Origin of the sequence: Achromobacter sp. Bel, from assembly GCF_012928505.1 — a bacterium.
Lineage (GTDB): Bacteria > Pseudomonadota > Gammaproteobacteria > Burkholderiales > Burkholderiaceae_B > Achromobacter.
In genome coordinates, this window is sequence record NZ_JABBJN010000031.1 from 40,041 (window position 1) to 61,990 (window position 21,950).

Below are 21,950 nucleotides of genomic sequence, written 5' to 3' on the forward strand. Positions count from 1 at the left end.
GCCCGGCGGCGGGGCGGCGATTCTTCTGCGGATTGGGGCTTTCCGCTTATTCCTCCAGCGCCAGCAATTCGCTGACGGTCTGGCGGCGCCGGATCAGGCGGGCGTTGCCCTCGTCAAGCAGCACTTCCGGCGCCAGCGGCCGGCTGTTGTAGTTGGATGACATCGACGAGCCGTACGCGCCCGCGTTGTGGAACACCATGAAGTCGCCGATGCGCGGCTGCGGCAGCAACTGGTCGGACATGACGCCGCCTTCATCCTGCGTGAACACGTCGCCCGATTCGCACAGGGGGCCGGCGACCGCGATGCGCGTGTCGCCCACGCCTTGCGGGGCCGAGCCGTCGGGCGCATGCACCGAGATGCGGTGATAGCTGCCGTACATGGCCGGGCGCATCAGGTCGTTGAAGCCCGCGTCCACCAGCGCGAAGTCGCGCTCGGGGCGGCGGTTGACCGAATGCACTTCCGACACCAGCACGCCGGCTTCGGCGACCAGGAAACGGCCAGGTTCGATTTCCAGCCGGACGGGGTGGCCCAGGAATTGTTCGATGCGTTTGCGTGCCGCGTCCCACTGCTCAAAATAATGGTCGCAATCGATGCGGGGTTCGCCCTCGCGGTAGGGGATGGACAAGCCGCCGCCGGCCGAGATCGCTTCCAGGTCGTGGTCCAGGGAGCGCACCACGGCGACCATGGCATCGCAGACGCTGGACAGGTGGCCGTAGTCGACGCCCGAGCCGATGTGCATGTGGACCCCCACCAGCTTCAAGCCATGGCGGCGCACGATCGACACGGCTTCGGCCACGTCATCGATCCAGATGCCATGCTTGCTTTGCGGGCCGCCGGTATTGGTCTTGTTGCTGTGGCCGTGGCCGAAGCCGGGATTGATGCGCAGCCAGACGCGGTGCCCGCGCGAGGCCTGGCCCACGCGCTCCAGCATGTCCAGCGAACCGGCGTTCACGGTGATGCCGTGGCGGAGCACGGTGGCCAGCGTGGCGTGGTCGATCAGGTCGGCCGTGAAGACCATGCCTTCGGGTTCGCCCTTGGGGTCGAAGCCCGCAGCCAGGCTGCGTTCGATCTCGCCCAGTGATACGGCGTCAACGACCGCGCCTTCCTCGCGCATCAGGCGCAGGATGTGCAGGTTGGAGCAGGCCTTCTGCGCGTAGCGGATGGTGTCGAAGCGGCGCAACTGCGCGATGCGTTCGCGGATGACGGCGGCGTCGTACACCCACAGCGGCGTGCCGTGCTGGGTGGCGAGTTGGGTGAGTTGGCGCGGATCGAATGCCATGACGGGCGGACCTTGAGTGGGAATGGAAACCAGGCGGGATGATGCCTGTTCAAATGCATCCAGTAAAATGCTTATATTTCAAAGATCCATTCATTCCTGATATGGGGTGGCCCATGCTGACGCATCGGCATATCGAAGTGTTCCGGGCGGTGATGATCGCCGGCAGCGTCACCCGGGCGGCCGAGCTCCTTAGCTCTTCACAACCCACGGTCAGCCGCGAGCTGGCCCGCATGGAGCACAGCATCGGTTTCGCGCTGTTCGAGCGCGTGCATGGTCGTTTGCGGCCCACCATGCCGGCGCTGGCGCTCTACGACGAGATCCGGCAGTCCTACGCGGGATTGGAGCGCGTGGCGTCCGCCGCCGCCCGCTTGCGCGCCTTCCGGGGCGGCCAGTTGTCGGTGATCGCCTTGCCGGCGTTCTCGCATTCCATCCTGCCGGACGCGTTCCGGCGCTTTCATGATGAGCATCCCGGGGTCAGCCTGTCGGTCGAGGCGCAGGAGTCGCCGTTCCTGGAGGAATGGCTGACCGCGCAGCGGTATGACCTGGGGCTGACGGAACACGACGCGGCGCCCGCCGGCACGCGTGTGCAATTGCTGTTGCAGGTGGATGAGGTGTGCGTGCTGCCTGACGGGCACGCGCTGCTGGCCAAGCCGGCAATCGATCTGCCCGACTTTGAAGGTCAGGCCTTCGTGAGCCTATCGTCCAGCGATCCCTACCGGATACAGATCGACGAAGCCTTCGCCGAGTCCAGGGTGCTGCGGCGCTCCATTGTGGAGACGCCCACGGCGGTGTCCGTGTGCACGTTCGTGCGCCAGGGGCTGGGCCTGGCGATCGTGAACCCGCTGACGGCGCTGGATTTTGCGGGCCGCGGCCTGCATATCCGTCCGCTGCGGCGGTCGTTCCCGTTTCGCGTCAATGTAGTGTTTCCCGAACATCGTCCGGCGAATCCGCTGGTGGACGCGTTCATGGCGTCGCTGGCCGGTGCGGCCGAAGCCATCAAGCGCCAATTGGTATCCCGCATGGGGCAAGGCGGCGCGTAGCGGATGGAGCGGGCAACAAAAAAGGATGCCCTGGGGCATCCTTCTTCATTTGCCGTATTCATGACGCCCCAAAAAGCAGGGGCGGCAGAATCTTAGGCCAGCGCCTTGATAGCGGCAGCCAGGCGGCTCTTGTGGCGAGCGGCCTTGTTCTTGTGGATGATGTTCTTGTCAGCCACGCGATCGATCACGCTCGAGGCCTTCTGGAACACTTCGCCAGCCGAAGCCTTGTCGCCAGCGGCGATGGATTGGCGAACGCGCTTGATGGCGGTGCGCAGCATCGAGCGCAGGCTGGAATTGTGCTTGTTGCGCTCAACGGATTGGCGAGCGCGCTTGCGGGCTTGGGCGGTATTGGCCATGTTGCTATATAAGTTGAATTCGGCAAAGTCGAACATTGTAGCAAGTCCCTGTGGGATTGCAAGCTTTTAATGTTTGATCTACCGATGGAGCGCCCGTCAACCGGGCGGGGGGCGCTATAGGTAAGGTTCCTGGGCCGGAGAGTCCGTCGCTGGAAAAATAAATTCCCAAACTGGAGCTCTCGTAGCTGGACAACCCTGGCGGATGGCCCTCAAAAAGCCTTGAGGAAACACCCGCGGCGCCTACTGGATAAAAACACGGTACTGAGTATACAACGAAGCGGGCCGCTGGCACAGGCCCGAGGTGCGCCGTTGTCAGGCGGCGACGTTGATCGATACGAACCAGGGCGTGAAGCGCCGGACGCTGATCGGCATCATGTCTTCAAGCGAGTCCAGCGCGGCATTGGTGTCGTCCAGCGGGAAATGGCCGGATACAGGCAAACCGCCGGCCGCCATCGACAGGCGCAGCGTGCCGGTGCGATAGGGCCGCAGCGCGGCGATCACCTCGGCCAGCGGGCGTCCTCGGGCGTCGACCCAGCCCGATTCCCAGGCGGCCTCCGCCATGAGCTCGGCGCGGGGAGTGTCCATGCGGGACGCGTCGAAACGGGCGCCCGTGCCGGCGCGCACGGAACCGTGGGCGCCCGACATGGTTTCCACTTCGACTTCATGTTCATGCACGACCACGACCGTGCGTTGTGCCTGCTGGCGCACCATGTAACGGGTGCCCAAGGCGCGCACGGTGCCCTCGGCGGTCTGTACCAGGAACGGGCGGCGCGCATCGGGCGCGACAGAGACCGTCACGGCGCCGTCCAGCAGGCGTACCTGGCGATAGGCGGGCGTGAAGTCCAGATTGACCCGGCTGCGCGCGTCCAGCAGCAACTGGCTGCCGTCCGACAGCATGTACCGGCGCCGTTCGCCCGTAGCCGTCGCGGCGTCGGCCGCGACATTGTTCAGGGGGTAGAAGGCATTGCCGACATAGGCGGCGCAAGCGCCTGTACTGGCGAGCGCAAGCGCGCCGGTCAGAAAGCGGCGGCGGGCCGGCATGATGGCCGGGGGCGGAGGGATCAGGGGCTGCGCGGGCGATCCGGCGGCGTACCCGGCAGGGTAGGCATCGCCAAGCCGGCCGAACGACGATCCTGAAAGCGTGCCTGTCAGCTGTTGCCAGGCATTCTCATGGACAGGGTCAGCCGCACGCCACGCCAGGAAGTCGTTGTAGTCCTGCGCGGTCGCTTTGCCGGACCGCAGCAGCAGCAACCAATTGATCACCTGGTCCGCCATGGGTTGTCCTTGGGCGTACTTCACTTCATCATCCCGCATGCGATGCTGGCGGGGATCCTTTCGATGGCAATTTGTAAATAATAAAGGTTTTTTACCAAAGATTACGGCCTGGTTGTCAATTCTTGACGAATCTACGGCAAAAAAGCCGGCTGAAGCCGGCTTTTTGATGGGGAAGGTGCCCTAAGGGCCGAAATTATCAGCCGCGGCGTCGTCCAAAGTCCTTAAGGCGGAAGCCAAAGAGTAACAACGTTCCGAAGTAGACCAGCCCGCAGGCGGCCAATACGCCGCCCAGCCACGCGGCCCGCAGGCCCGCATGGGCTTGCAAGGCGATCCAGTCGATTCGCCCGTCCGCATACCAAAGCAGGGCGGACAGCGCGGCCAGCGCCGGGATCAGGCGCAGCACGAACACCGCCCAGCCCGGGGCCGGCTGATAGACGCCACGGCGGCGCAATCCGATCAGCAGCGCCAGCGCGTTCAGGCAGGCGCCCAGCCCGATGGCCAGGGCCAGGCCGGCGTGGGCCATGAGCGGCACCAGCGCCACGTTCATCAGCTGCGTCAGGATCAGCACGCCGATGGCGATCTTGACCGGCGTCCGGATGTCCTGCTTGGCGTAAAAGCCAGGCGCCAGGATTTTCACAGACAGCAGGCCGATCAGGCCGACAGAATAGGAAATCACGGCCAGGCGGGTCTGCAGCACGTCATGGGCGGCAAAGGCGCCGTAGTGGAACAGCGTGGCGACCAGGCCGTCCGACAGCAGCGCCATGCCCACCGCGGCGGGCAGGCCCAGCAGCAGGACCAGGCGCAGGCCCCAGTCCAGCAGGGCGCTGTAGCCGTCGTGGTCGTCCCGCGCGTGGGCGGCCGACAGGCTGGGCAGCAGCACCGTGCCCAGGGCGACGCCCAGCAGCGCGGTGGGGAATTCCATCAGACGGTCGGCGAACGACAGCCAGGTCACGCTGCCCGGCGTCAGCCAGGTGGCGATGTTGGTGTTGATCAGCAAGGAAATCTGCGCCACCGAGACGCCCAGCGTGGCGGGGGCCATCTGCTTGAGGATGCGCTGGACGGTGGGATCGGCCCACGCCTCGCGGAAACGCAGGGAAAAGCGCGGCGTCAGGCCGAGCCGCGACAGGGCGATCCATTGCACCGCCAATTGCGCCACGCCGCCGATCATGACGCCGATGGCCAACGCGTAGACCGGGACGTCCATGCGGGGTGCCAGCCAGACGCAGGCGCCGATCATGGCCAGGTTCAGCAGCACCGGCGTGAACGCCGGTACGGCGAAACGGCGCCAGGTGTTCAGCACGCCCGAGGCGAAGGCGATCAACGACATGCAGAAGATGTAGGGGAACATCATCCGCGTCATCCAGACGGCGGCGCCGAATTCGGTATCTCGGGCGGCCCCTCGCAGGCCGCTGGCCATGGCGGACACGACCCAGGGGGCGGCCACGATGCCGATCAGCGTGATCAGCATCAGGGTGGCCGTCAATAGCAGGGCCACGCGGTCCAGCAGGGTGCGGACCTCTTCTTCGGACCGGTTGTTGCGCGCGCTGCCCAGGATGGGCACGAAGGCCTGGGAGAAAGCGCCTTCGGCGAACAGCCGCCGCAACAGGTTGGGGATACGGAAGGCGACCCAGAAGGCGTCCGTGATGGGGCCGGCGCCAAAGGCGCGGGCGACCAGGATGTCGCGGATCAGGCCGGAAATACGGGACAGCAGGGTGAAGCTGCTAACAGTGGCCGCCGAACGGAACAGGCTCATGGATGGACTACATAAAAAAAGGGCCGGCTGGCCCCACAAACATAACGCCCATTGAAAGGGACCATGCCCCGCCACACACCGCTCCAGGCCGCCCCAAGGGGAAAAACGCCCCCTCGGGGGGCAGCAAGCGTGCGAAGCATGCGCGGCGTGGGGGCATCATCACTTCGGCGGCATGCGGATGGCGCCGTCCAGACGGATGGTTTCGCCGTTCAGCATATCGTTCGTGACGATGCTGTAGACCAGTTTGGCGTAGTCTTCCGGACGGCCCAGGCGGGCGGGGAAGGGGATGCTGGCGGCCAGAGAATCCTGCACTTCCTGGGGCATGCCGAAAATCATCGGCGTACCGAAGATCCCCGGGGCAATGGTCATGCAGCGGATGCCGGTCTTGGCCAGGTCGCGGGCGATCGGCAGGGTCATGCCGGCTACGCCGGCCTTCGACGCGGCGTAGGCGGCCTGGCCGATCTGGCCGTCGAACGCGGCGACAGACGCCGTGTTGATCATCACGCCGCGCTCACCGGTGGGCTCGGGCGTGTTGGCGCTCATGGCCTCGGCGGCCAGGCGCATCATGTTGAAGCTGCCGATCAGGTTGATCGACACGACTTTCTGGAACAGGTCCAGCGGATGCGCGCCGTTCTTGCCGACGATCTTGGCGGCGGGCGCCACGCCCGCGCAGTTCACCAGGCCGAAGAGGGCGCCCAATTCTAGGGCCGCGGCGACGGCGCTCTTGCCATCGGCTTCCTGGGTCACGTCGCAGTGGACGTAGCGCTGGCCGAGTTCCTTGGCCAAGGCCTGGCCAGGTTCGTCCTGCACGTCGGCGATGACGACCTTGGCGCCGTTTTCCACCAGCATGCGCACGGTGCCTGCACCCAGGCCGGACGCGCCGCCCGTAACGATGAATACCTTGTTCGCGATTTCCATGTCTCTACCACCAGAACAGTTCAAGGGGATGAATGCGGCGCGGCAGGCGCCGAATGTGACAAGGCCTTCGGGCCGGTGCCGGAACGCGTCGCGTCCGGCCGGCGCCGAAGGCCTGCAGGCCAACAATGCGCCAATCAGCTCTTGACGGCCTCGAAGAGGCGCGACTTGATTTCGTCGACGGCGCCCACGCCCGAGATCTTGCGGTACTTCGGGGCTTCGGCGGCGTTTTGCTGCGCCCAGGTCGAGTAGTAGTCGACGAGGGGGCGCGTTTGTTCGCGGTACACGGACAGGCGGTGGCGAACGGTCTCTTCGCGATCATCGTCGCGCTGGATTAGTTCTTCGCCGGTGACGTCGTCGTGGCCTTCCACTTTGGGCGGGTTGAAGCGCACGTGGTAGCTGCGGCCGCTGGGCTGGTGCACGCGGCGGCCGCTCATGCGTTCAATGATGTCTTCTTCGGGGACTTCGATTTCCACCACGTAGTCCAGCTTGACGCCGGCGCTTTTCAGCGCATCGGCTTGCGGGATGGTGCGGGGGAAGCCGTCGAACAGGTAGCCGCCGGCGCAGTCGGGCTGCTTCAGGCGGTCCTGGACCAGGCCGATGATGATCTCGTCGGAAACCAGACCGCCGGCATCCATGACCTTTTTGGCTTCAATACCCAACGGCGTGCCCGCCTTCACCGCGGCTCGCAGCATGTCGCCGGTGGAGATCTGGGGAATGCCGAAGTGCTGGGTGAGAAACGCGGCCTGGGTGCCTTTGCCGGCGCCGGGAGGTCCGAGCAAGATAAGACGCATGAGTGCTCCTGATGGGGTTTATTTTTTGTGATCCGGGGGATTATGCCGCAATGCAGCAGCCAATGCGGGGCTGCGCCATGGGAAATAACCCTTATATCTGTTTGCTGTAGATCAACCGGACGCGCTCCAGATCGGCCGGGGTATCTACCCCTGCGGCGGGAGGGCTGGACGCCCGGTGTACGACGATGTGGTGGCCATGTTCCATGGCGCGCAGCTGTTCCAGCGACTCGAACCGTTCCAGCACCCCTTGCGGCAGGGTCGGGAAGCGGCGCAGGAAGGACACGCGGTAGGCGTACAGCCCGATGTGGTGCCAGGCAGGCAGGCCGTCGGCCAGCACGCGTTCGCCTGCGGCCAATGCGTCACGGGCCCAGGGAATGGGGGCGCGCGAGAAATACAGCGCGCGGCCGTCGACGGCGCAGACCAGCTTGACGACGTTCGGGTTGAACAGCGCTTCGGCGTCGGCTAGCGGGCAGGCGCAGGTCGCGATGTCGGCTTCCGGATGGGCCTGGAGCTTGGCGGCGACGGCGTCGATGAGTTCGGGTTCGATCAGCGGTTCGTCGCCCTGGACGTTCACCACGATCGCATCGTCGGGCAGGCCCAGCTGCTCCACGGCTTCGGCCAGGCGGTCGGTGCCGGTGGGGTGGTCGCCGCGCGTCATCAGCGCGATCAGGCCATGGGCGTCGGCGGCTGCCTGGACGCGGACGTCATCCGTCGCGATGTACAACTGCGATGCGCCCGACAGGGCGGCCCGTTCGGCCGTGCGCACGACCATCGGCTTGCCGGCGATGTCGGCAAGCGGTTTATCAGGCAGGCGGGTCGAGGCGGTCCGCGCCGGGATCAGGGCAATGAAACTCACGATGGGGGCGGTCAGTTGGCGGCGGGCGTTTCGTCCAGCGCGCGGGCTTCCGACTCCAGCATGACGGGGATGCCGTCACGCAGCGGGAAGGCCAGGCGGTCGGCGCGGCAAACCAGTTCGGCTTGCTGTCGGTCGTGTTCGAGGCGGCCCTTGCACAAGGGGCAGACGAGGATGTCGAGAAGTCGGGATTCCATGACCGGGATTCTAAAACAGTTTTGCGGGTGGACAGCGGGGAGCTTTCCTCGGGGCGAACCTCATTGGCAGACCAAAGGAATACCGGTTTCCGTTCGTTTGTTAATTAATGTCATGTTTTGCATTGAATGCTGCAAATTCGGGGACGGTTCGTCGCTATCATCCGCCGCGTTTCTCGGTAAAGGAAAGCAGCGCAATGGATGCGAATACCCTCAAGATCGGATTGATGCTGATCATTCTGGTCTGGTCAATCATCAGCTGGATCACCTATATGGTGCGGCGCAGCGACAACAAGGGGGCCTTGCGTGAACTGAGGCAGGAGGGCGAGGCGCTGCGCGCCATGACCAGCGACGAGCGCGCGCTGGTGCAGCCCTTTCTCGTGTCCCCCGCCAATCCCAAGAAGGTCGCAAGCCTCGTCAATGAGGGCATCGTCGCGTTAAAGGGGCCGTTCGTACGCCATGGGCTTCAGACCGGCCAGGGCGGGTCGACCATGCATGACACCTTGGGCGGTGTCGATGTGGTGTTGCCCTATGACGCGCGCGACTACCTGCTTGAGGACAATCAGGCCGAAGTGGTCATGACGGAGAAATTCGCCATTGTCGTGGCCCTGAACGGCCAATTCGACATCGCCGGCGGCCGCGACCGAGATGTGCGCCGGCAGAAGCAAGGCCAGCAGTGGTCGGGCGGCAAGGTAGGGGCGCTGCAAGACGTGGTGCCGGTGGAGGTGTCGGCGGAAAGCGGGAAAGATGAGCGCGAGTTTGCAGACGCTCTGCGCGTGGAGATCCTGAGCCAGCGCGACGAGACGCCCGCTGAAATCGCCGAGCGTCAACGGCCTGGCATCGGATTCTGGATTGCCATGGTGTGGCTGCTGGTCTTTGCCGGCCTGGCTGCGACCGTGGCTGGCGGTGGCGTCGCCTTTGCGGGCGCGGCGACTGCGCTGGCCGTGCTGGCGCTGTGGCTGACCGGGCGACGTCGGGCGCCGGATGCGCCGCAGAAGGTGAACCAGGCGCGCGGCGAGCTCAATGCCGTCGTGCTGACCAATCCGGAGAACACGCAAGCCGTGTCCACCCAGCTGTTCCTGGGCGACAAGCTGCCGATCAAGTTGCCTGACCATTGGCGCAGCACGCTGACCCTGCCTGAAGACGGTCGGGTTGACGTGGACGTGCGGGTGGACGATTACGCCGTCCTGCGCTTGGGCGGCAACTATTCATTGGATGAGGAGCAGCGCCGGTTTCCGCGCGTCTATTGGGGCCGCCACGCGACGCTTGCGCTGGTGGGGATGCTGGCCGGCGTCGCGGTGTGGGTAACGGCAGACAACCTGAGGGGCGATGCGGCGTTGACGAGTGCCTGGTTGCGCGGCGAGCCGGCCCGCAGCTATGAATCGGCGGCTGCCCTGGCCCAGGACCAGCCGGGCTTCGGCACGATGGTGTCGCTGCAGGGCCACGGGCGCTGCGAGTTGCGCCACATCGACGAGTTCGACCGCGCTGCTTTCGATTGCCATCGCTTGCGGTGGAACGGGGCGCCGCCGCAGGCGGCTCCGCTGGAGGTGGATGCGGCCATCCTGCAGCTGTATTCGGGCGATTTCCTGAAGACCCGGCCCAACCCGATGATGGACATGATGATCCGGAGCCAGGCCATGCGCCAGATGGGCGCCAACCCGATGGCGCTCTACGGCGCCCGCTCCTTGTCGGCCGAGACCGTGGTCGGACTGAGCAAGACCGTGCTGACCATCGAGTTGGCGTGCGAGTCCGCCACCGGCGCCGCGATTGCCGCGTGCGATCAATTGAAGAAAGGGTTTGTCGACGCCCTCCTGCTGGCCAGGGAAGAGCCCGGGAATTGGCTGGAGCTGCTCCGGCTGGTGGAGGCCGGGGCGTTCAACGCCAATGGGCGCAGGGATGACGGCGTGCTGATGTCGCGCGACGTGCGCCGTCTGCGTGAGCTTGCCCGGCCCAGCATGGCGCCGGCGATCAAGGCGGCGCTGGACCGTGCGTCCCGCAGCGCGATGGCGACTCAGAAGGGCGGTGTGGTTCTGAACGTGCTGCCCGGCCCTTACGCCACGTTGCCCGACTTGAAGGACCTGCACAATGAGGACCTGTTGGCGGCCTGGGGCCAGCAGAAGACGGTGATGTCGCCGGAAGGCGCAATGCCGTTCAAGCTTGCCGGCATGGTGGTGGGAGTGGGCGCCGATGCGTCGGGCGCCGGTGCGTCGGGCGCGCCGGAAATCACCGTGGATGCCTCGCGCAGCCTGGATGATCCATGGCCGGCCCTGGCCCGCATGGCGTGGCTGGCGCTGGCAGCTTTGCTGGTGCTGGTGCATGCGCCTCTCGCGCTGATCCGGATGCGGGCCGCCTCTGCACGGGAGCGCGCCTTGCAGGAATATGTGCAGCAGCGCAGCGCCGCCAAGCCCGCGTTTTTCTAGGCGCGCGCAGGGGCAGGCTGGCGCAGTGCCTGCGCCAGCCAATCGAACAGTTGCGGGTCCGAGAAGTCGGCCTGCACCGGCACTTCCCACAACCGCGCGTCGTGCAAGGCGGCGCACTTGATCGCGTCCTTGGACGTGACGAGGATGGTCTCCGCCGTGATCGCCTGGAAGGGCGATTCCGCATAGTCGTGGTGATCAGGCAGCGGCAGCGTCGCATCCAGCACGATACCAGCGGCGCGCAGCGTCGTGAAAAACCGTTCAGGGTTGCCGATACCGGCCGCGGCCGCGATGCGCGGCTGCCCCGCATAGGCGGACAACGGCCGCCTGGAGCCGCCTTCGATCTGGCGGGTTTCGCCCGGTTCCAACCACATCCGCACCTGGCGTGGACGGGCATTGCCCGTTGTCGCCGGGCGGCCGTCGGCGGTGCCGATATTGGTGACCACCACATCTACATCCTGCAAGCGGCTGGCGGGTTCACGCAAGGGGCCGGCGGGCAGCAGGCGGCCATTGCCGACGCCGCGTTCGTCCTGCACCACGATTTCGATGTCGCGCGCCAGCGCCAGGTGCTGCAGGCCGTCGTCGGACACGATCACGTCCACCTCCGGGTGCGCTTGCAACAAGGCCTGGGCCGCCCGTGCGCGCTTCGGGTGCACGGAGACGGGGGCGCCGGTCGCGCGGGCGATCAGGGCGGGTTCGTCGCCGTAGCGGGCAGCCTCAAGCGCCCCGGTCCCGACGCGGGCGTCCGGGCCGATCTTCACGCCATAACCCCTGCTGACCACGCCTGGCGTGTAGCCGCGCGCGCGCAGCCCTTGGACCGTGGCGATGACCATCGGTGTCTTGCCCGTGCCGCCCACGTAGATGTTGCCGACCACCACTACCGGCACCGGCGCGCGATAGGCTGGCCGGGAACCGTCCAGGTATTGTCTGCGCTTGCGGGCCACGGCCCACGCTGTCAGCGCGGACAGCGGCAGCAGCAGGCCTGAAAGCCAACCGCCGTGCTGCCACTGGCGCGCCAGCAGCGAGGCAGAAGAACGCGTGGTGGTCACCGGGAGGTCTGGGCGGCGAAGTTGACGCGGCCGATGCCGGCCAGCCGGGCGGCTTCCATGATGTTGATCACGGATTGATGGGTGGCTTGGGCGTCGGCGTTGATGACGACGAGAGGTTCGGGCTTGCCGGCCGCGGCCTGGCGCAGGGCCTCGGCGATTTCGGGCGGCGTGGAAACGTCGATCAGCGTGCCATTCAGCGCGTAGCGCCCGTCCTGGCTGACGGCGACTTCCAGCGCGGGCGGCGTGTCCTGTTCGGACGAGGCTTGGGGCAGCGTCACTTTCAGCTGCGTGAAACGCGCGAACGATGTGGTGGCCGCCAGGAAGATCAGGATGACCAGCAGGACGTCGATGAGCGGAATCAGGTTGATGTCCAGTTCATCGCGGTCGCCGCGGGAGCCGCGGAAATTCATGAACGTCCCTCGCGCGGGGCGGGGGCGGAGGACACGGCGCGGACCAGGCGCGACGCCGATTGCTCCATGGCGCTCAGGTAGCCGTCGACGCGGCTACGCAGGTAGCGGTGCGCGATCATGGCGGGAATGGCGATCAGGATGCCGAAACCGGTGTTGTAGAGCGCGATCGAGATGCCGCGCGCCAGTTGCGCCGGATCGCCGCCGCCGGGCGTATACGAGCCGAAAATCTCGATCATGCCGACCACTGTGCCGAACAGGCCCATCAGCGGTGCGACGACGGCGATGGTGCCGATGGCGGGGATGTAGCGGCTGAGGTCGTGGGCGACCGCGCGGCCGGCGTCTTCGACCACGTTGCGCAGTTCTTCGCGGGGCAGATGGCGGTGACGCATCACTTCGGCCAGCACCCGGCCAAGCGGCGAGTTGCGTTCCAGCCGATGGATCGATTCGGGGGTGTCCTGATGGTTGCGCAGCATGTCGGCGACCTGCTCGTTCAGGCCTCGGGGCAGGATCAGGCTACGGCGCAAGGAGAGGAAGCGCTCGAATATCAGCGCCAGACCCAGCACGGATGTCGCCAGCAGGGGCCAGATAGGCCAGCCGGCCTCGCGCAAAATGGAAAGCAAAGCGTTCAACTCCCGGGAAACCCTGGCGCGCAGGGGGGCGCACCTTGGCATCTGATCAAGCCGAAACTGTAACGGTGCGGCGGGGTTGTGGCAAGGCGGGTTGACCCCGGAATTATCCACAGAAGTTGTGGATAATTCTGTGCAAAACTCTGCCGGAACGCTTGTGGGCACAGGGCTTGCGCTTGTTTGCTTCAAATGAGCGCAGTGGTGTTTCCGTAAAAAACTTATATAAATCAATGAATTGCACCGAAAATGCTGGCTGTCTGGCCCATTGCTGCAAAAACCTGTGGACGCGGTATCATTGCGGCCCGCTACGTATGCCCTGTGGACAGGTACGCATCGGAAAGCCTCATGACAATTGAATTTGCAGTCACAAACAACGCATTTACGCGGGATATCCTGACAGTTGCCCAGCTGAACCAAGCAGTGGGGCAGTTGTTGGAGCGCAGCATCCCGGCAATATGGGTGCGCGGAGAGATTTCCAACTTCACGGCGGCGGCTTCCGGGCATTGGTACTTCACGCTCAAGGACAGCCGGGCCTCCGTGCGCGCTGTCATGTTCCGCAGTCGTGCCAGCGCGGTGGGCTTCGTGCCTCGGGCCGGCGATCAGGTCGAGATCCGCGCCCGGGTATCCCTGTACGAGCCTCGCGGCGACTATCAGCTGCAGGCCGACGCCATGCGCCGGGCTGGGCTGGGCAACCTATATGAAGCATTTCTGCGCCTGAAAGAGCAATTGGCCTCCGAAGGCCTGTTCGATCCCGCCCGCAAGCGCGACCCGGTCCGCCTGCCGCGCGCCATCGGCGTGGTCACTTCGCTGCACGCGGCGGCGCTGCGTGACGTGCTGTCGGCCCTGGCCCGGCGGGCGCCGCAGGTGCCGGTCATCATCTATCCGGCCCCGGTTCAGGGCGCGGACGCCGCCGGCCGGCTGGCGGCCCAGGTCCGGATGGCCAATGCGCGCGCCGAAGTCGATACGCTGCTGCTGGTTCGCGGCGGGGGCAGCATCGAAGACCTCTGGAGCTTCAACGACGAAGACTTGGCACGCCAGGTGGCGGCCAGCGAAATCCCCGTGATCAGCGGCGTCGGGCACGAGACCGATTTCACGATCGTGGACTTTGTGGCCGACGTGCGCGCGCCGACGCCGACCGCCGCCGCCGAACTGGCCTGCGTGCCGCGTTCCGAGTTGCTGGGCCGCGTCATGCAGACCGCCCAGGCGATGGCGCGCGGCCAGCAGCGCCGTCTGGAGCGCGCCGCCCAGCGCCTGGACCGCGCGGCGGCGCAACTGGTGTCCCCGGCGCAACGCTTGGAGCATCAGCGGGAACGCCTGAACAGCCTGCGCTTCCGCCTGGCATCGGCCTGGTCCGGTCCGCAAGGCCGGCGCACCGCGCGCGTCAATCTGCTGGCCCAGCGCTTGACGCATCGGGTGCCGGACACGGGCCGCGCCGCCGATCGCCTGGCGGGCGCCGTGCGCCAACTGGGCCAGGCGCATGCTCGCCTGCTGATCCAGAACCGCAATCGGGTAGCGGCGGCCACCGCGCAATTGCGCGCACTGGATCCGGGCAACACCCTGGCTCGGGGATACGCGATAGCCCGCGACGGCGAAGGCCGCATCGTGCGCGACGCGGCAATCTTGTCCGCCGGGCAGGCGCTGGACTTGAGTTTTGCGCAAGGCGGCGCAGAGGTCCAGGTGCAGCAGACCCGCAAGACGCGCGACGCCGACTGATGCGATTCGGCCTGTCCGTTAACCCCGCGCAAGCACGGGTTTAACAAGGTATCCTCATTAGTTGCCGATACAATTGAACGGCTTGATCGTGCACTCAACAGAAGGAACCAACACATGGCACATACTCTTCCCCCCCTGCCTTACGAACTGGACGCGCTGGCGCCGCACATCTCCAAGGAAACGCTGGAGTTCCACTACGGTAAGCACCACCAGACGTACGTCACGAACCTGAACAACCTGATCCCGGGTACGGAATTCGAAACGCTGTCGCTGGAAGACATCGTGAAGAAATCCTCGGGTGGCATTTTCAACAACGCCGCTCAGATCTGGAACCACACCTTCTACTGGAACAGCCTGGCCCCCAAGGCCGGCGGCGCACCGTCGGGCAAGCTGGCTGATGCCATCAACGCCAAGTGGGGCAGCTTCGACGCTTTCAAGGAAGCGTTCAACAAGTCGGCAGCCGGCAACTTCGGTTCGGGCTGGACCTGGCTGGTCAAGAAGGCTGACGGTTCGGTCGACATCGTCAACACCAGCAACGCCGCCACCCCGCTGACCACGGCCGACAAGCCGCTGCTCACCTGTGATGTCTGGGAACACGCGTACTACATCGACTACCGCAACGCGCGTCCCAAGTACCTGGAAAACTTCTGGGCGCTGGTGAACTGGGAGTTCGCCGCCAAGAACTTTGCCTGATAGGCAAGGTCGCCAGATGCCGCGGCGCTTGCGCCGCGGTGCATGAAGAAACCCCTCGCTTTGCCGAGGGGTTTTTCTTTTTCTTGTTCAGGAAAAATTCAGCTTACAAAACCCTGTCGATTGTCGAATTCATTATGGGGAAATGACAAGAAAACACCCTTTTCTTTAGGGTTATCCCTAGAAACCCGGGCCGCTATTGTTGCCACCAGTCTGCGGCTGAACCACGGCGCCGATGACCGCGGCTCGCCCGCCATAAACCGGGGTAACTACAGGGAAGGGAAGCATGTTGCGGTTATTTTCGGGCTTGCGTATCGGGGCGCGCCTGTCGGGCGCGTTCTTGCTCGTCGCGTTGATCGGCGGCGCCATCGGGGCCTTTGGCGTGTGGGGACTGTCACGCATCAATGAAATGAACGATCGGCTTTATGACACCGAGCTGCGCGGCATCTCGGATTTGAAGGAAGCCAATCTCAACCTGATCTACGCGGGCCGCGCCCGTAGCGGCTACCTGGCCGCGTCCAGCGACCAGGATCGTCAGGCGTTGAAGAAGCAGTTCGACGACGCCGTCAAGAACATGGACGTGCTGCGTGAGAAGGCCGCCGCCAATTTCCATGCGGAAGAGGGCAAGCGCCTGCTGGCCCAGTTTGCGGAAACCGAACAGGTTTGGAAACGCGAGTCGGAGGCGTTCTTTGCCGCCGCGCAATCGCAATCCCTGACGCAGGCGGATCCGCGCGTCGCCGACATCGAGAAGCGGGTGATCGCTACGTCGCAGAAGCTGGACGACTTGATGACGGACCTGGCAGTGGGCAAGGAAAAGACCGCCGCGCAATCCGTGCAGGAAGGCACGGACCTGTACGGCGCGGTGCGCGCGGTCATGATCGCGCTGGCCGTGGCCGGCGTGGCCATTGGCATGCTGCTGGGTTGGCTGGTGACGCGCGGGATCGTGCGTCCGCTGGAGCAAGCCGTCAAGGCCGCGCGCCAAGTCGCCGCCGGCGACCTGACGACCGACATCCAGGTGGCCACCCGGGACGAGACGGGCGATCTGATGGGCGCACTGAAGGCGATGAACGAAAGCCTGGCGCGCATCGTCGCCGACGTGCGCGACGGATGTGAAAGCATCGCCTCGGCCTCGTCGCAGATTGCGCAGGGCAACTCCGACCTGTCGCAGCGCACGGAAGAGCAGGCCTCGTCGCTGGAAGAGACCGCCGCGTCGATGGAAGAGCTGACCAGCACCGTGCAGCAAAACGCCAACAACGCCAGCGAAGCCGATCGCCTCGTCAGCCAGGCCTCCTCGGTCGCGGTGCGCGGCGGTGAAGTGGTCGAAGGCGTCGTGCAGACCATGAGTGCCATTTCCGACAGCTCGCGCCGTATCGCCGATATCACGGGCGTGATCGACGGCATTGCGTTCCAGACCAACATCCTGGCGCTCAACGCCGCGGTGGAAGCGGCGCGCGCCGGCGAGCAAGGCCGCGGCTTTGCCGTGGTGGCGGGCGAAGTGCGCACGCTGGCGCAGCGTTCGGCGGTGGCGGCCAAGGAGATCAAGGCCTTGATCGATGAATCCGTCACGCGTGTCGAAGGCGGCACGCGGCAGGTTGACGAAGCCGGCCGCACCATGCGCGAAGTGGTCGATAGCGTGCGTCAGGTCGCCGTCCTGGTGCGCGAAATCGCCAGCGCCTCGGAAGAGCAGTCCTCGGGCATTGGCCAAGTGAACCAGGCCGTGGCGCAGATGGACACCGTGACGCAGCAGAACGCGGCGCTGGTGGAGGAGGCCGCTGCGGCAGCCGGCAGCATGCAGGAGCAAGCCTCCCGCTTGGCACAGGAAGTGCGCCGCTTCAAGGTGGACGCCAGCAGCGGTTCGGCCCGCCAGGCGCAAGCCCGGCTGGTGCAGGCCGTGCCGGTCGTGGCGAAGAAGCCCGTGGCCTCCGCAGCGCGTGCTGGGCAGGCTCGTCCGGCGTTGGCGCACGCGTCCGACGACGACTGGTCGACGTTCTAAGTCTGTTGTCCCGATCGGCGGCGATGGTTTCGCCGCCGGTTGCCGATTCGGATTGTGGGCTGCGGGTCAGGTGGGAATGGTAAGGTTAGCCACTTTCCGCCGCCTGCCAGCAGCCCATGCACCTGACTGATTCATTCCGCCGGATCTCCGCCGGCGCTCGCCGCCTGATGCGCCGCAAAGTGCGTCAAATCAATCGCCTCTCACGCAAGAGCCTGCAAATGCTCTTGTTGCTGGGAGGCGCAGGCCTGGTGGCCCTGATGTCGCTGGGCTTCGCTTATCTGGCCGACAAGGCGCTGGACTGGAACCGTGAATGGGTTGGCCATAGCGGCTGGCTCGCCTTGCTGGTGCTGCCGTTCAGCCTGGCCGGCTTGCGCTGGCTGACGCTGCGCTTTGCGCCCAACGCGTCAGGCAGCGGCATTCCCCAAGTCATCGGCGCGTTGTCATTGCCGCCCGGTGCCAGCCAAAGCAGCCTGGTGTCGCTGGCGCAAGCCCTGTGGAAGATCCCGCTGGCGTTCTTCGGCATGCTGGCCGGCGCATCGATCGGCCGCGAAGGCCCGTCGGTGCAGGTCGGCGCTGCGCTGATGCTGGCCTGGGGAGATTTCTGGAAACGGCGTGGCGTGCAACTGCGCGGCTTCCATGCCAATGAGCTGATCGCCGCGGGTGCCGCGGGCGGGCTCGCTGCCGCCTTCAACGCGCCGCTGGCCGGCGTCATCTTCGCCATCGAAGAGCTGGGCCGGGGCACGGTGCTGCGCTGGCAGCGCCTGGTGCTGATCGGCGTGCTGGCTGCCGGCTTCCTGGTGGTGGCGGTGCAAGGCAACAACCCGTACTTCGGCGTGTTCGGTGGCGCGCCGCTGGCGCACGGCATGGTGATGTGGATCATCGTCTGCGGCACGATCAATGGCGCGCTGGGCGGAATCTTCGCGCGGCTGCTGGGCAAGGGCGCGGCGGGGTCGGCGCCGGCGGCGTGGCGCGCCTGGATCCGCGCGCATCCCATCTGGACCGCCTTCATCATGGGGTTGGTCCTGGCCGTGATCGGCCTGTGCACCGCCGGCAGCGTCTACGGCACGGGTTACGGCGTGGCGGCGGACCTGCTGTCGGGCCATGACGCCGCGCCCGCCGGCTTCGGCCTGGCCAAGCTGGCGGCCACCGTGGCCTCGTATTGGGCGGGCATTCCCGGCGGCATCTTCACGCCCGCCCTGACTACCGGCGCCGGCATCGGCCAGCATATCTGGGAATTGGCGGGTGAGGGCGTGGACCAGCGCGTACTGGTGCTGGTGTCGATGGCGGCTTTTCTGGCCGCGGCGACGCAGGCGCCATTGACGGCCAGCGTGGTGGTCATGGAAATGACGGGCAGCCAGCCCATGCTGTTCTGGCTGCTGGTGGGTTCGCTGCTGGCTTCGGGTGTATCGCGCCAGTTCTGCCCGCAACCCTTCTATCACCTGGCAGCGGGACGTTTTCGCCGGCAGGCCATCGTGGACGCCGGCCGCGCAGCGAAGACGGAAACGGAACCGGGTCCGGCAGGTGCGAAGTCAACCGCGCCGTGACCGCCATGCACGCAAACCGTGCATACGCGGCGCACGATCAGGATGAACACCTACTGGACATCGTCCATGTGGCGGACACGATCGCCTTGCACCAATTTGGCGCGAAAATCGCTGCGTTAACATCGAGCGATCCCGTTTTTCCCACTTCACTCCGAGCTTCTCATGACCGTGAATGCCTTTATTTGTGATGCGATCCGCACTCCCTTCGGCCGCTACGGCGGTGCGCTGGCATCCGTGCGCCCCGACGATCTGGCTGCCGTCGCCATCAAGGCGCTGGTGGCGCGCAACCCCGGCGTGCGCTGGGAAGAGCTGGATGACGCGATCATGGGTTGCGCGAACCAGGCCGGTGAAGACAACCGCAACGTCGCCCGCATGGCGACCCTGCTTGCTGGTTTGCCGATCGAAGTGCCCGGCGCCACCGTCAACCGCCTGTGCGGTTCTGGCCTGGACGCCATCGGTACCGCCGCCCGCGCCATTCGCGCCGGCGAAGCCGGCCTGATGCTGGCTGGCGGCGTTGAAAGCATGAGCCGTGCGCCGTTCGTCATGGGCAAGGCCGACAGCGCGTTCTCGCGCAATGCCGCCATCTTCGATACGACGATCGGCTGGCGCTTCATCAACAAACTGATGAAGGCACAGTACGGCGTGGACTCCATGCCCGAGACCGCCGAGAACGTTGCCGACGATTTCAAGATCAGCCGCGAAGACCAGGACTTGTTCGCGCTGGCCAGCCAGCAGAAGACGGCCCGTGCGCAAAAGGAAGGCGTGTTCGACGCCGAGATCGTGCCGGTGTCGATCGCCCAGAAAAAGGGCGATGCCATCATCGTCGCCAAGGACGAGCATCCGCGCGAAACCAGTCTGGAATCGCTGGCCAAGTTGAAGGGCGTGGTCCGTGAAGGCGGCACTGTCACGGCTGGCAACGCGTCGGGCGTGAACGACGGCGCAGCCGCGCTGCTGCTGGCCGACGAAAAGGCCGCTGCCCGCCACGGCTTGACCCCGCGAGCCCGCGTGGTCGGCATGGCTACCGCCGGCGTCGCGCCGCGCATCATGGGCATCGGCCCGGCGCCCGCGACGCTGAAGGTGCTGGCCCAGACCGGCCTGACGCTCGACCAGATGGACGTGATCGAACTGAACGAAGCCTTCGCCGCCCAAGGCCTGGCCGTGATGCGTCAGTTGGGCCTTGCCGACAACGACCCGCGCGTGAACCCCAACGGCGGCGCGATCGCCCTGGGCCATCCGCTGGGCGCCAGCGGCGCGCGTCTGGCCACCACCGCGATCAACCAACTGCACCGCACCGGCGGCCGCTATGCGCTGTGCACGATGTGCATCGGCGTGGGCCAGGGTATCGCGCTGATCATCGAGCGCGTCTGACGCTAAAGTGTTGTTTTTTCCCGCCGTTTTCCTGGGCGGGAATCAAAAAGGGAGCCCCGCGGGGCTCCCTTGTCGTATCCGAAACGGGTGTTGCCGCCCCGGGATCGCGCCGCTCAGGGCAGTCCGTCGATTTTCCGTCCGGCCTTGATGCCGTGCTCTTCGAACCAGCCCTGGGCCATTTCCAAGGCGTAGCGCACGGGTTTCTTCGCGCAGTGCGGATCTTCGGTCTGCGGTGCCATGTCGTCGATGTTGACGATCGTGCCGTCGTCGGCGATAAAGGCTATCGAAAGCGGCAGAAGCGTGTTGCGCATCCAGAAACACTGCACGTCGGGCTGTTCGAATACGAACAGCATGCCGTCGTTGCCCGGAAGTTCTTTGCGGAACATGAGGCCGTCGCGGCGCGTGGCGTCCGTATTGGCGACTTCGGCACGGATAATATGGATACCCGCCGATAGCTGGGTAGTCGGCAGCGGCGCTTGCGGGCCGGTCTGGGCAAAGGCGCTGGCGCTCAGGGTGAGCGCGGCGGCGGCCAATACGGCGGATAGCGCTCTCATCGGTGCTGATTTAAAGAACGCTGTCTTGAACAACGTGCGACTGACAGGGAACAACACAGCATTCTTCAGCATGGCCTGGCGTAGTAATAGTGAAAATAACAAGGCGGGGCTCGAAAGCCCCGCCTGAATTAATGGCGCAACCTTACCGTTGCACTTTAAGGGTAACTCAAGCAGCCGTGATATTAAGCGCCTGCTTGCCTTTGGGCCCCTGGATAATTTCGAAGGCCACTTTCTGGCCTTCTTTCAGGGTTTTAAAACCATTCATCTGGATGGACGAAAAGTGGGCGAACAGATCTTCACCGCCGTCGTCGGGCGTTATGAAGCCGAACCCCTTTGCATCGTTGAACCATTTGACGGTGCCCGTCGATTTGGGATTGTCCCCTTGGACGGCGGTTGCGGTCGTATCAGACATGCGGACTGCCTCATTGAATCGTATGTTGACAGAAGGGCATCGCGGTCAAGACCCTTGTCCCCCCTCCGGCTTCCTGGCAGATTTTCGATGAGTTGAAAACCCCAGAATGCGCTGATAATGCGCCGCTTTTCTTTGTCGCGTCAAGTATGGAAACTACGTATTTCTGCGTGTAATTTTGCGTAAGTTACACGTTAGGCGTCCCCAGTTTAAATAGAATAGCCGCCCTATGAGTTCTACCTTGGATACCCAGCATGATTTGGCCGTCGAGAAGGCACCGGCACGCGCCGCGCCGCCTCCGATGTACCAGGTCTTGTTGCTCAATGACGACTACACGCCGATGGAGTTCGTCGTGAAAGTTCTGCAAAAATTCTTCAATAAGAACCACGAAGAGGCGACCCGGATCATGCTTCAAGTGCATCACGAAGGGCGTGGGGTTTGCGGGGTGTACCCCCGCGACCTCGCGGCGACGCGCATTGCCCAGGTCGGACAATATGCGCGCGCGCGCCAGCACCCGCTGCAATGCGTGATGGAACCCGTCTAATAATCAAGTGAAGGTGCCGCCAGCGATGGCGGCGTTGTGCTGTCCGTCATTTGCAGGAAAGTAGTATCCGCGTACCGGGAAGCACGCGGGCAAGTTGGTCGGCAGCTCCGCCGCAAAGGAGCATTGAATTAGAGTAAGGCGGAGGGGTTTGCCGTGAGTGGAAAGATCAGCAAG

At 65.2% G+C, this 21,950-nt stretch carries 21 protein-coding genes; 8 read left to right on the forward strand and 13 right to left on the reverse strand.

Annotation, left to right across the window (positions count from 1 at the left end; genetic code table 11):
• Positions 1-46 precede the first annotated feature (46 nt).
• The gene (gene lysA / locus HG262_RS19310; protein WP_169272553.1) at positions 47-1,279 is read right to left on the reverse strand and encodes a diaminopimelate decarboxylase; all 1,233 of its coding nucleotides are present in this window, start codon (positions 1,277-1,279) and stop codon (positions 47-49) included.
• Positions 1,280-1,392: 113 nt separating this feature from the next.
• Here lysA and HG262_RS19315 point away from each other — a divergent pair, with 113 nt between their 5' ends.
• Positions 1,393-2,319 (forward strand): LysR family transcriptional regulator, encoded by a 927-nt coding sequence (locus tag HG262_RS19315; RefSeq protein ID WP_169272554.1) that lies wholly within the window; start codon positions 1,393-1,395, stop codon positions 2,317-2,319.
• Between the two features lie 92 nt (positions 2,320-2,411).
• Here the strand turns inward: HG262_RS19315 and rpsT are convergent, their stop codons facing one another.
• The 7 genes from rpsT to HG262_RS19350 form a co-directional block, all read right to left on the reverse strand.
• A complete protein-coding gene (gene rpsT / locus HG262_RS19320; protein WP_006225453.1) occupies positions 2,412-2,675 on the reverse strand; it encodes a 30S ribosomal protein S20 in 264 nt (87 codons plus the stop codon).
• A 312-nt stretch (positions 2,676-2,987) separates the two neighbouring features.
• Positions 2,988-3,950, reverse strand: coding sequence for a FecR domain-containing protein (locus HG262_RS19325; protein ID WP_169272571.1), 963 nt, complete (start codon positions 3,948-3,950; stop codon positions 2,988-2,990).
• 196 nt (positions 3,951-4,146) lie between these two features.
• On the reverse strand, positions 4,147-5,703 hold the full coding sequence (murJ, locus tag HG262_RS19330) for a murein biosynthesis integral membrane protein MurJ (RefSeq protein WP_169272555.1): 1,557 nt from the start codon (positions 5,701-5,703) through the stop codon (positions 4,147-4,149).
• Positions 5,704-5,862: 159 nt separating this feature from the next.
• The gene (locus HG262_RS19335) at positions 5,863-6,621 is read right to left on the reverse strand and encodes a 3-hydroxyacyl-CoA dehydrogenase (RefSeq protein ID WP_006220294.1); all 759 of its coding nucleotides are present in this window, start codon (positions 6,619-6,621) and stop codon (positions 5,863-5,865) included.
• A gap of 134 nt (positions 6,622-6,755) precedes the next feature.
• Positions 6,756-7,412: an adenylate kinase gene (adk, locus tag HG262_RS19340; protein ID WP_169272556.1), complete on the reverse strand. Its 657-nt coding sequence runs from the start codon at positions 7,410-7,412 to the stop codon at positions 6,756-6,758.
• A gap of 91 nt (positions 7,413-7,503) precedes the next feature.
• Positions 7,504-8,268 (reverse strand): 3-deoxy-manno-octulosonate cytidylyltransferase, encoded by a 765-nt coding sequence (kdsB, locus tag HG262_RS19345; RefSeq protein WP_169272557.1) that lies wholly within the window; start codon positions 8,266-8,268, stop codon positions 7,504-7,506.
• Positions 8,269-8,279: 11 nt separating this feature from the next.
• Complete coding sequence (locus HG262_RS19350; protein WP_006225458.1) at positions 8,280-8,462, reverse strand: Trm112 family protein; 183 nt, start codon at positions 8,460-8,462, stop codon at positions 8,280-8,282.
• 194 nt (positions 8,463-8,656) lie between these two features.
• On the opposite strand from HG262_RS19350, the gene HG262_RS19355 reads away from it, so the two are divergent.
• Entirely contained in the window at positions 8,657-10,879 is a 2,223-nt protein-coding gene (locus HG262_RS19355; protein ID WP_169272558.1) for an IgaA/UmoB family intracellular growth attenuator, read from the forward strand.
• Here the strand turns inward: HG262_RS19355 and lpxK are convergent.
• The 3 genes from lpxK to HG262_RS19370 are packed head-to-tail and all read right to left on the reverse strand — an operon-like array spanning position 10,876 to position 12,955.
• Positions 10,876-11,925, reverse strand: a complete 1,050-nt coding sequence (gene lpxK / locus HG262_RS19360; protein WP_169272559.1) for a tetraacyldisaccharide 4'-kinase — start codon at positions 11,923-11,925, stop codon at positions 10,876-10,878. The two genes, HG262_RS19355 and lpxK, sit on opposite strands and share 4 nt — an antisense overlap.
• Complete coding sequence (locus HG262_RS19365) at positions 11,922-12,335, reverse strand: biopolymer transporter ExbD (protein ID WP_105556341.1); 414 nt, start codon at positions 12,333-12,335, stop codon at positions 11,922-11,924. The genes lpxK and HG262_RS19365 overlap by 4 nt, the downstream gene beginning before the upstream one ends.
• On the reverse strand, positions 12,332-12,955 hold the full coding sequence (locus HG262_RS19370; RefSeq protein ID WP_169272560.1) for a MotA/TolQ/ExbB proton channel family protein: 624 nt from the start codon (positions 12,953-12,955) through the stop codon (positions 12,332-12,334). Before HG262_RS19370 ends, HG262_RS19365 begins: the two co-directional genes overlap by 4 nt.
• A 351-nt stretch (positions 12,956-13,306) precedes the next feature.
• Here HG262_RS19370 and xseA point away from each other — a divergent pair, with 351 nt between their 5' ends.
• From xseA to pcaF, 5 genes are all read left to right on the forward strand, one after another.
• Positions 13,307-14,674: an exodeoxyribonuclease VII large subunit gene (gene xseA / locus HG262_RS19375; RefSeq protein WP_169272561.1), complete on the forward strand. Its 1,368-nt coding sequence runs from the start codon at positions 13,307-13,309 to the stop codon at positions 14,672-14,674.
• A gap of 114 nt (positions 14,675-14,788) precedes the next feature.
• Complete coding sequence (gene sodB, locus HG262_RS19380) at positions 14,789-15,367, forward strand: superoxide dismutase [Fe] (protein ID WP_006227881.1); 579 nt, start codon at positions 14,789-14,791, stop codon at positions 15,365-15,367.
• 283 nt (positions 15,368-15,650) lie between these two features.
• Entirely contained in the window at positions 15,651-17,357 is a 1,707-nt protein-coding gene (locus HG262_RS19385; protein WP_169272562.1) for a methyl-accepting chemotaxis protein, read from the forward strand.
• Between the two features lie 167 nt (positions 17,358-17,524).
• Entirely contained in the window at positions 17,525-18,901 is a 1,377-nt protein-coding gene (locus HG262_RS19390; RefSeq protein WP_169272572.1) for a chloride channel protein, read from the forward strand.
• A gap of 162 nt (positions 18,902-19,063) precedes the next feature.
• Positions 19,064-20,269 (forward strand): 3-oxoadipyl-CoA thiolase, encoded by a 1,206-nt coding sequence (gene pcaF / locus HG262_RS19395; protein ID WP_105556335.1) that lies wholly within the window; start codon positions 19,064-19,066, stop codon positions 20,267-20,269.
• A gap of 113 nt (positions 20,270-20,382) precedes the next feature.
• On the opposite strand, the gene HG262_RS19400 is transcribed toward pcaF, so the two are convergent.
• Both HG262_RS19400 and HG262_RS19405 read right to left on the reverse strand, forming a co-directional pair.
• Entirely contained in the window at positions 20,383-20,895 is a 513-nt protein-coding gene (locus tag HG262_RS19400; RefSeq protein ID WP_211187541.1) for a DUF192 domain-containing protein, read from the reverse strand.
• Between the two features lie 94 nt (positions 20,896-20,989).
• The gene (locus tag HG262_RS19405) at positions 20,990-21,235 is read right to left on the reverse strand and encodes a cold-shock protein (RefSeq protein ID WP_006220277.1); all 246 of its coding nucleotides are present in this window, start codon (positions 21,233-21,235) and stop codon (positions 20,990-20,992) included.
• Between the two features lie 226 nt (positions 21,236-21,461).
• Here HG262_RS19405 and clpS point away from each other — a divergent pair, with 226 nt between their 5' ends.
• Positions 21,462-21,776, forward strand: a complete 315-nt coding sequence (clpS, locus tag HG262_RS19410) for an ATP-dependent Clp protease adapter ClpS (protein ID WP_006220276.1) — start codon at positions 21,462-21,464, stop codon at positions 21,774-21,776.
• The last annotated feature ends 174 nt before the right edge of the window (positions 21,777-21,950 follow it).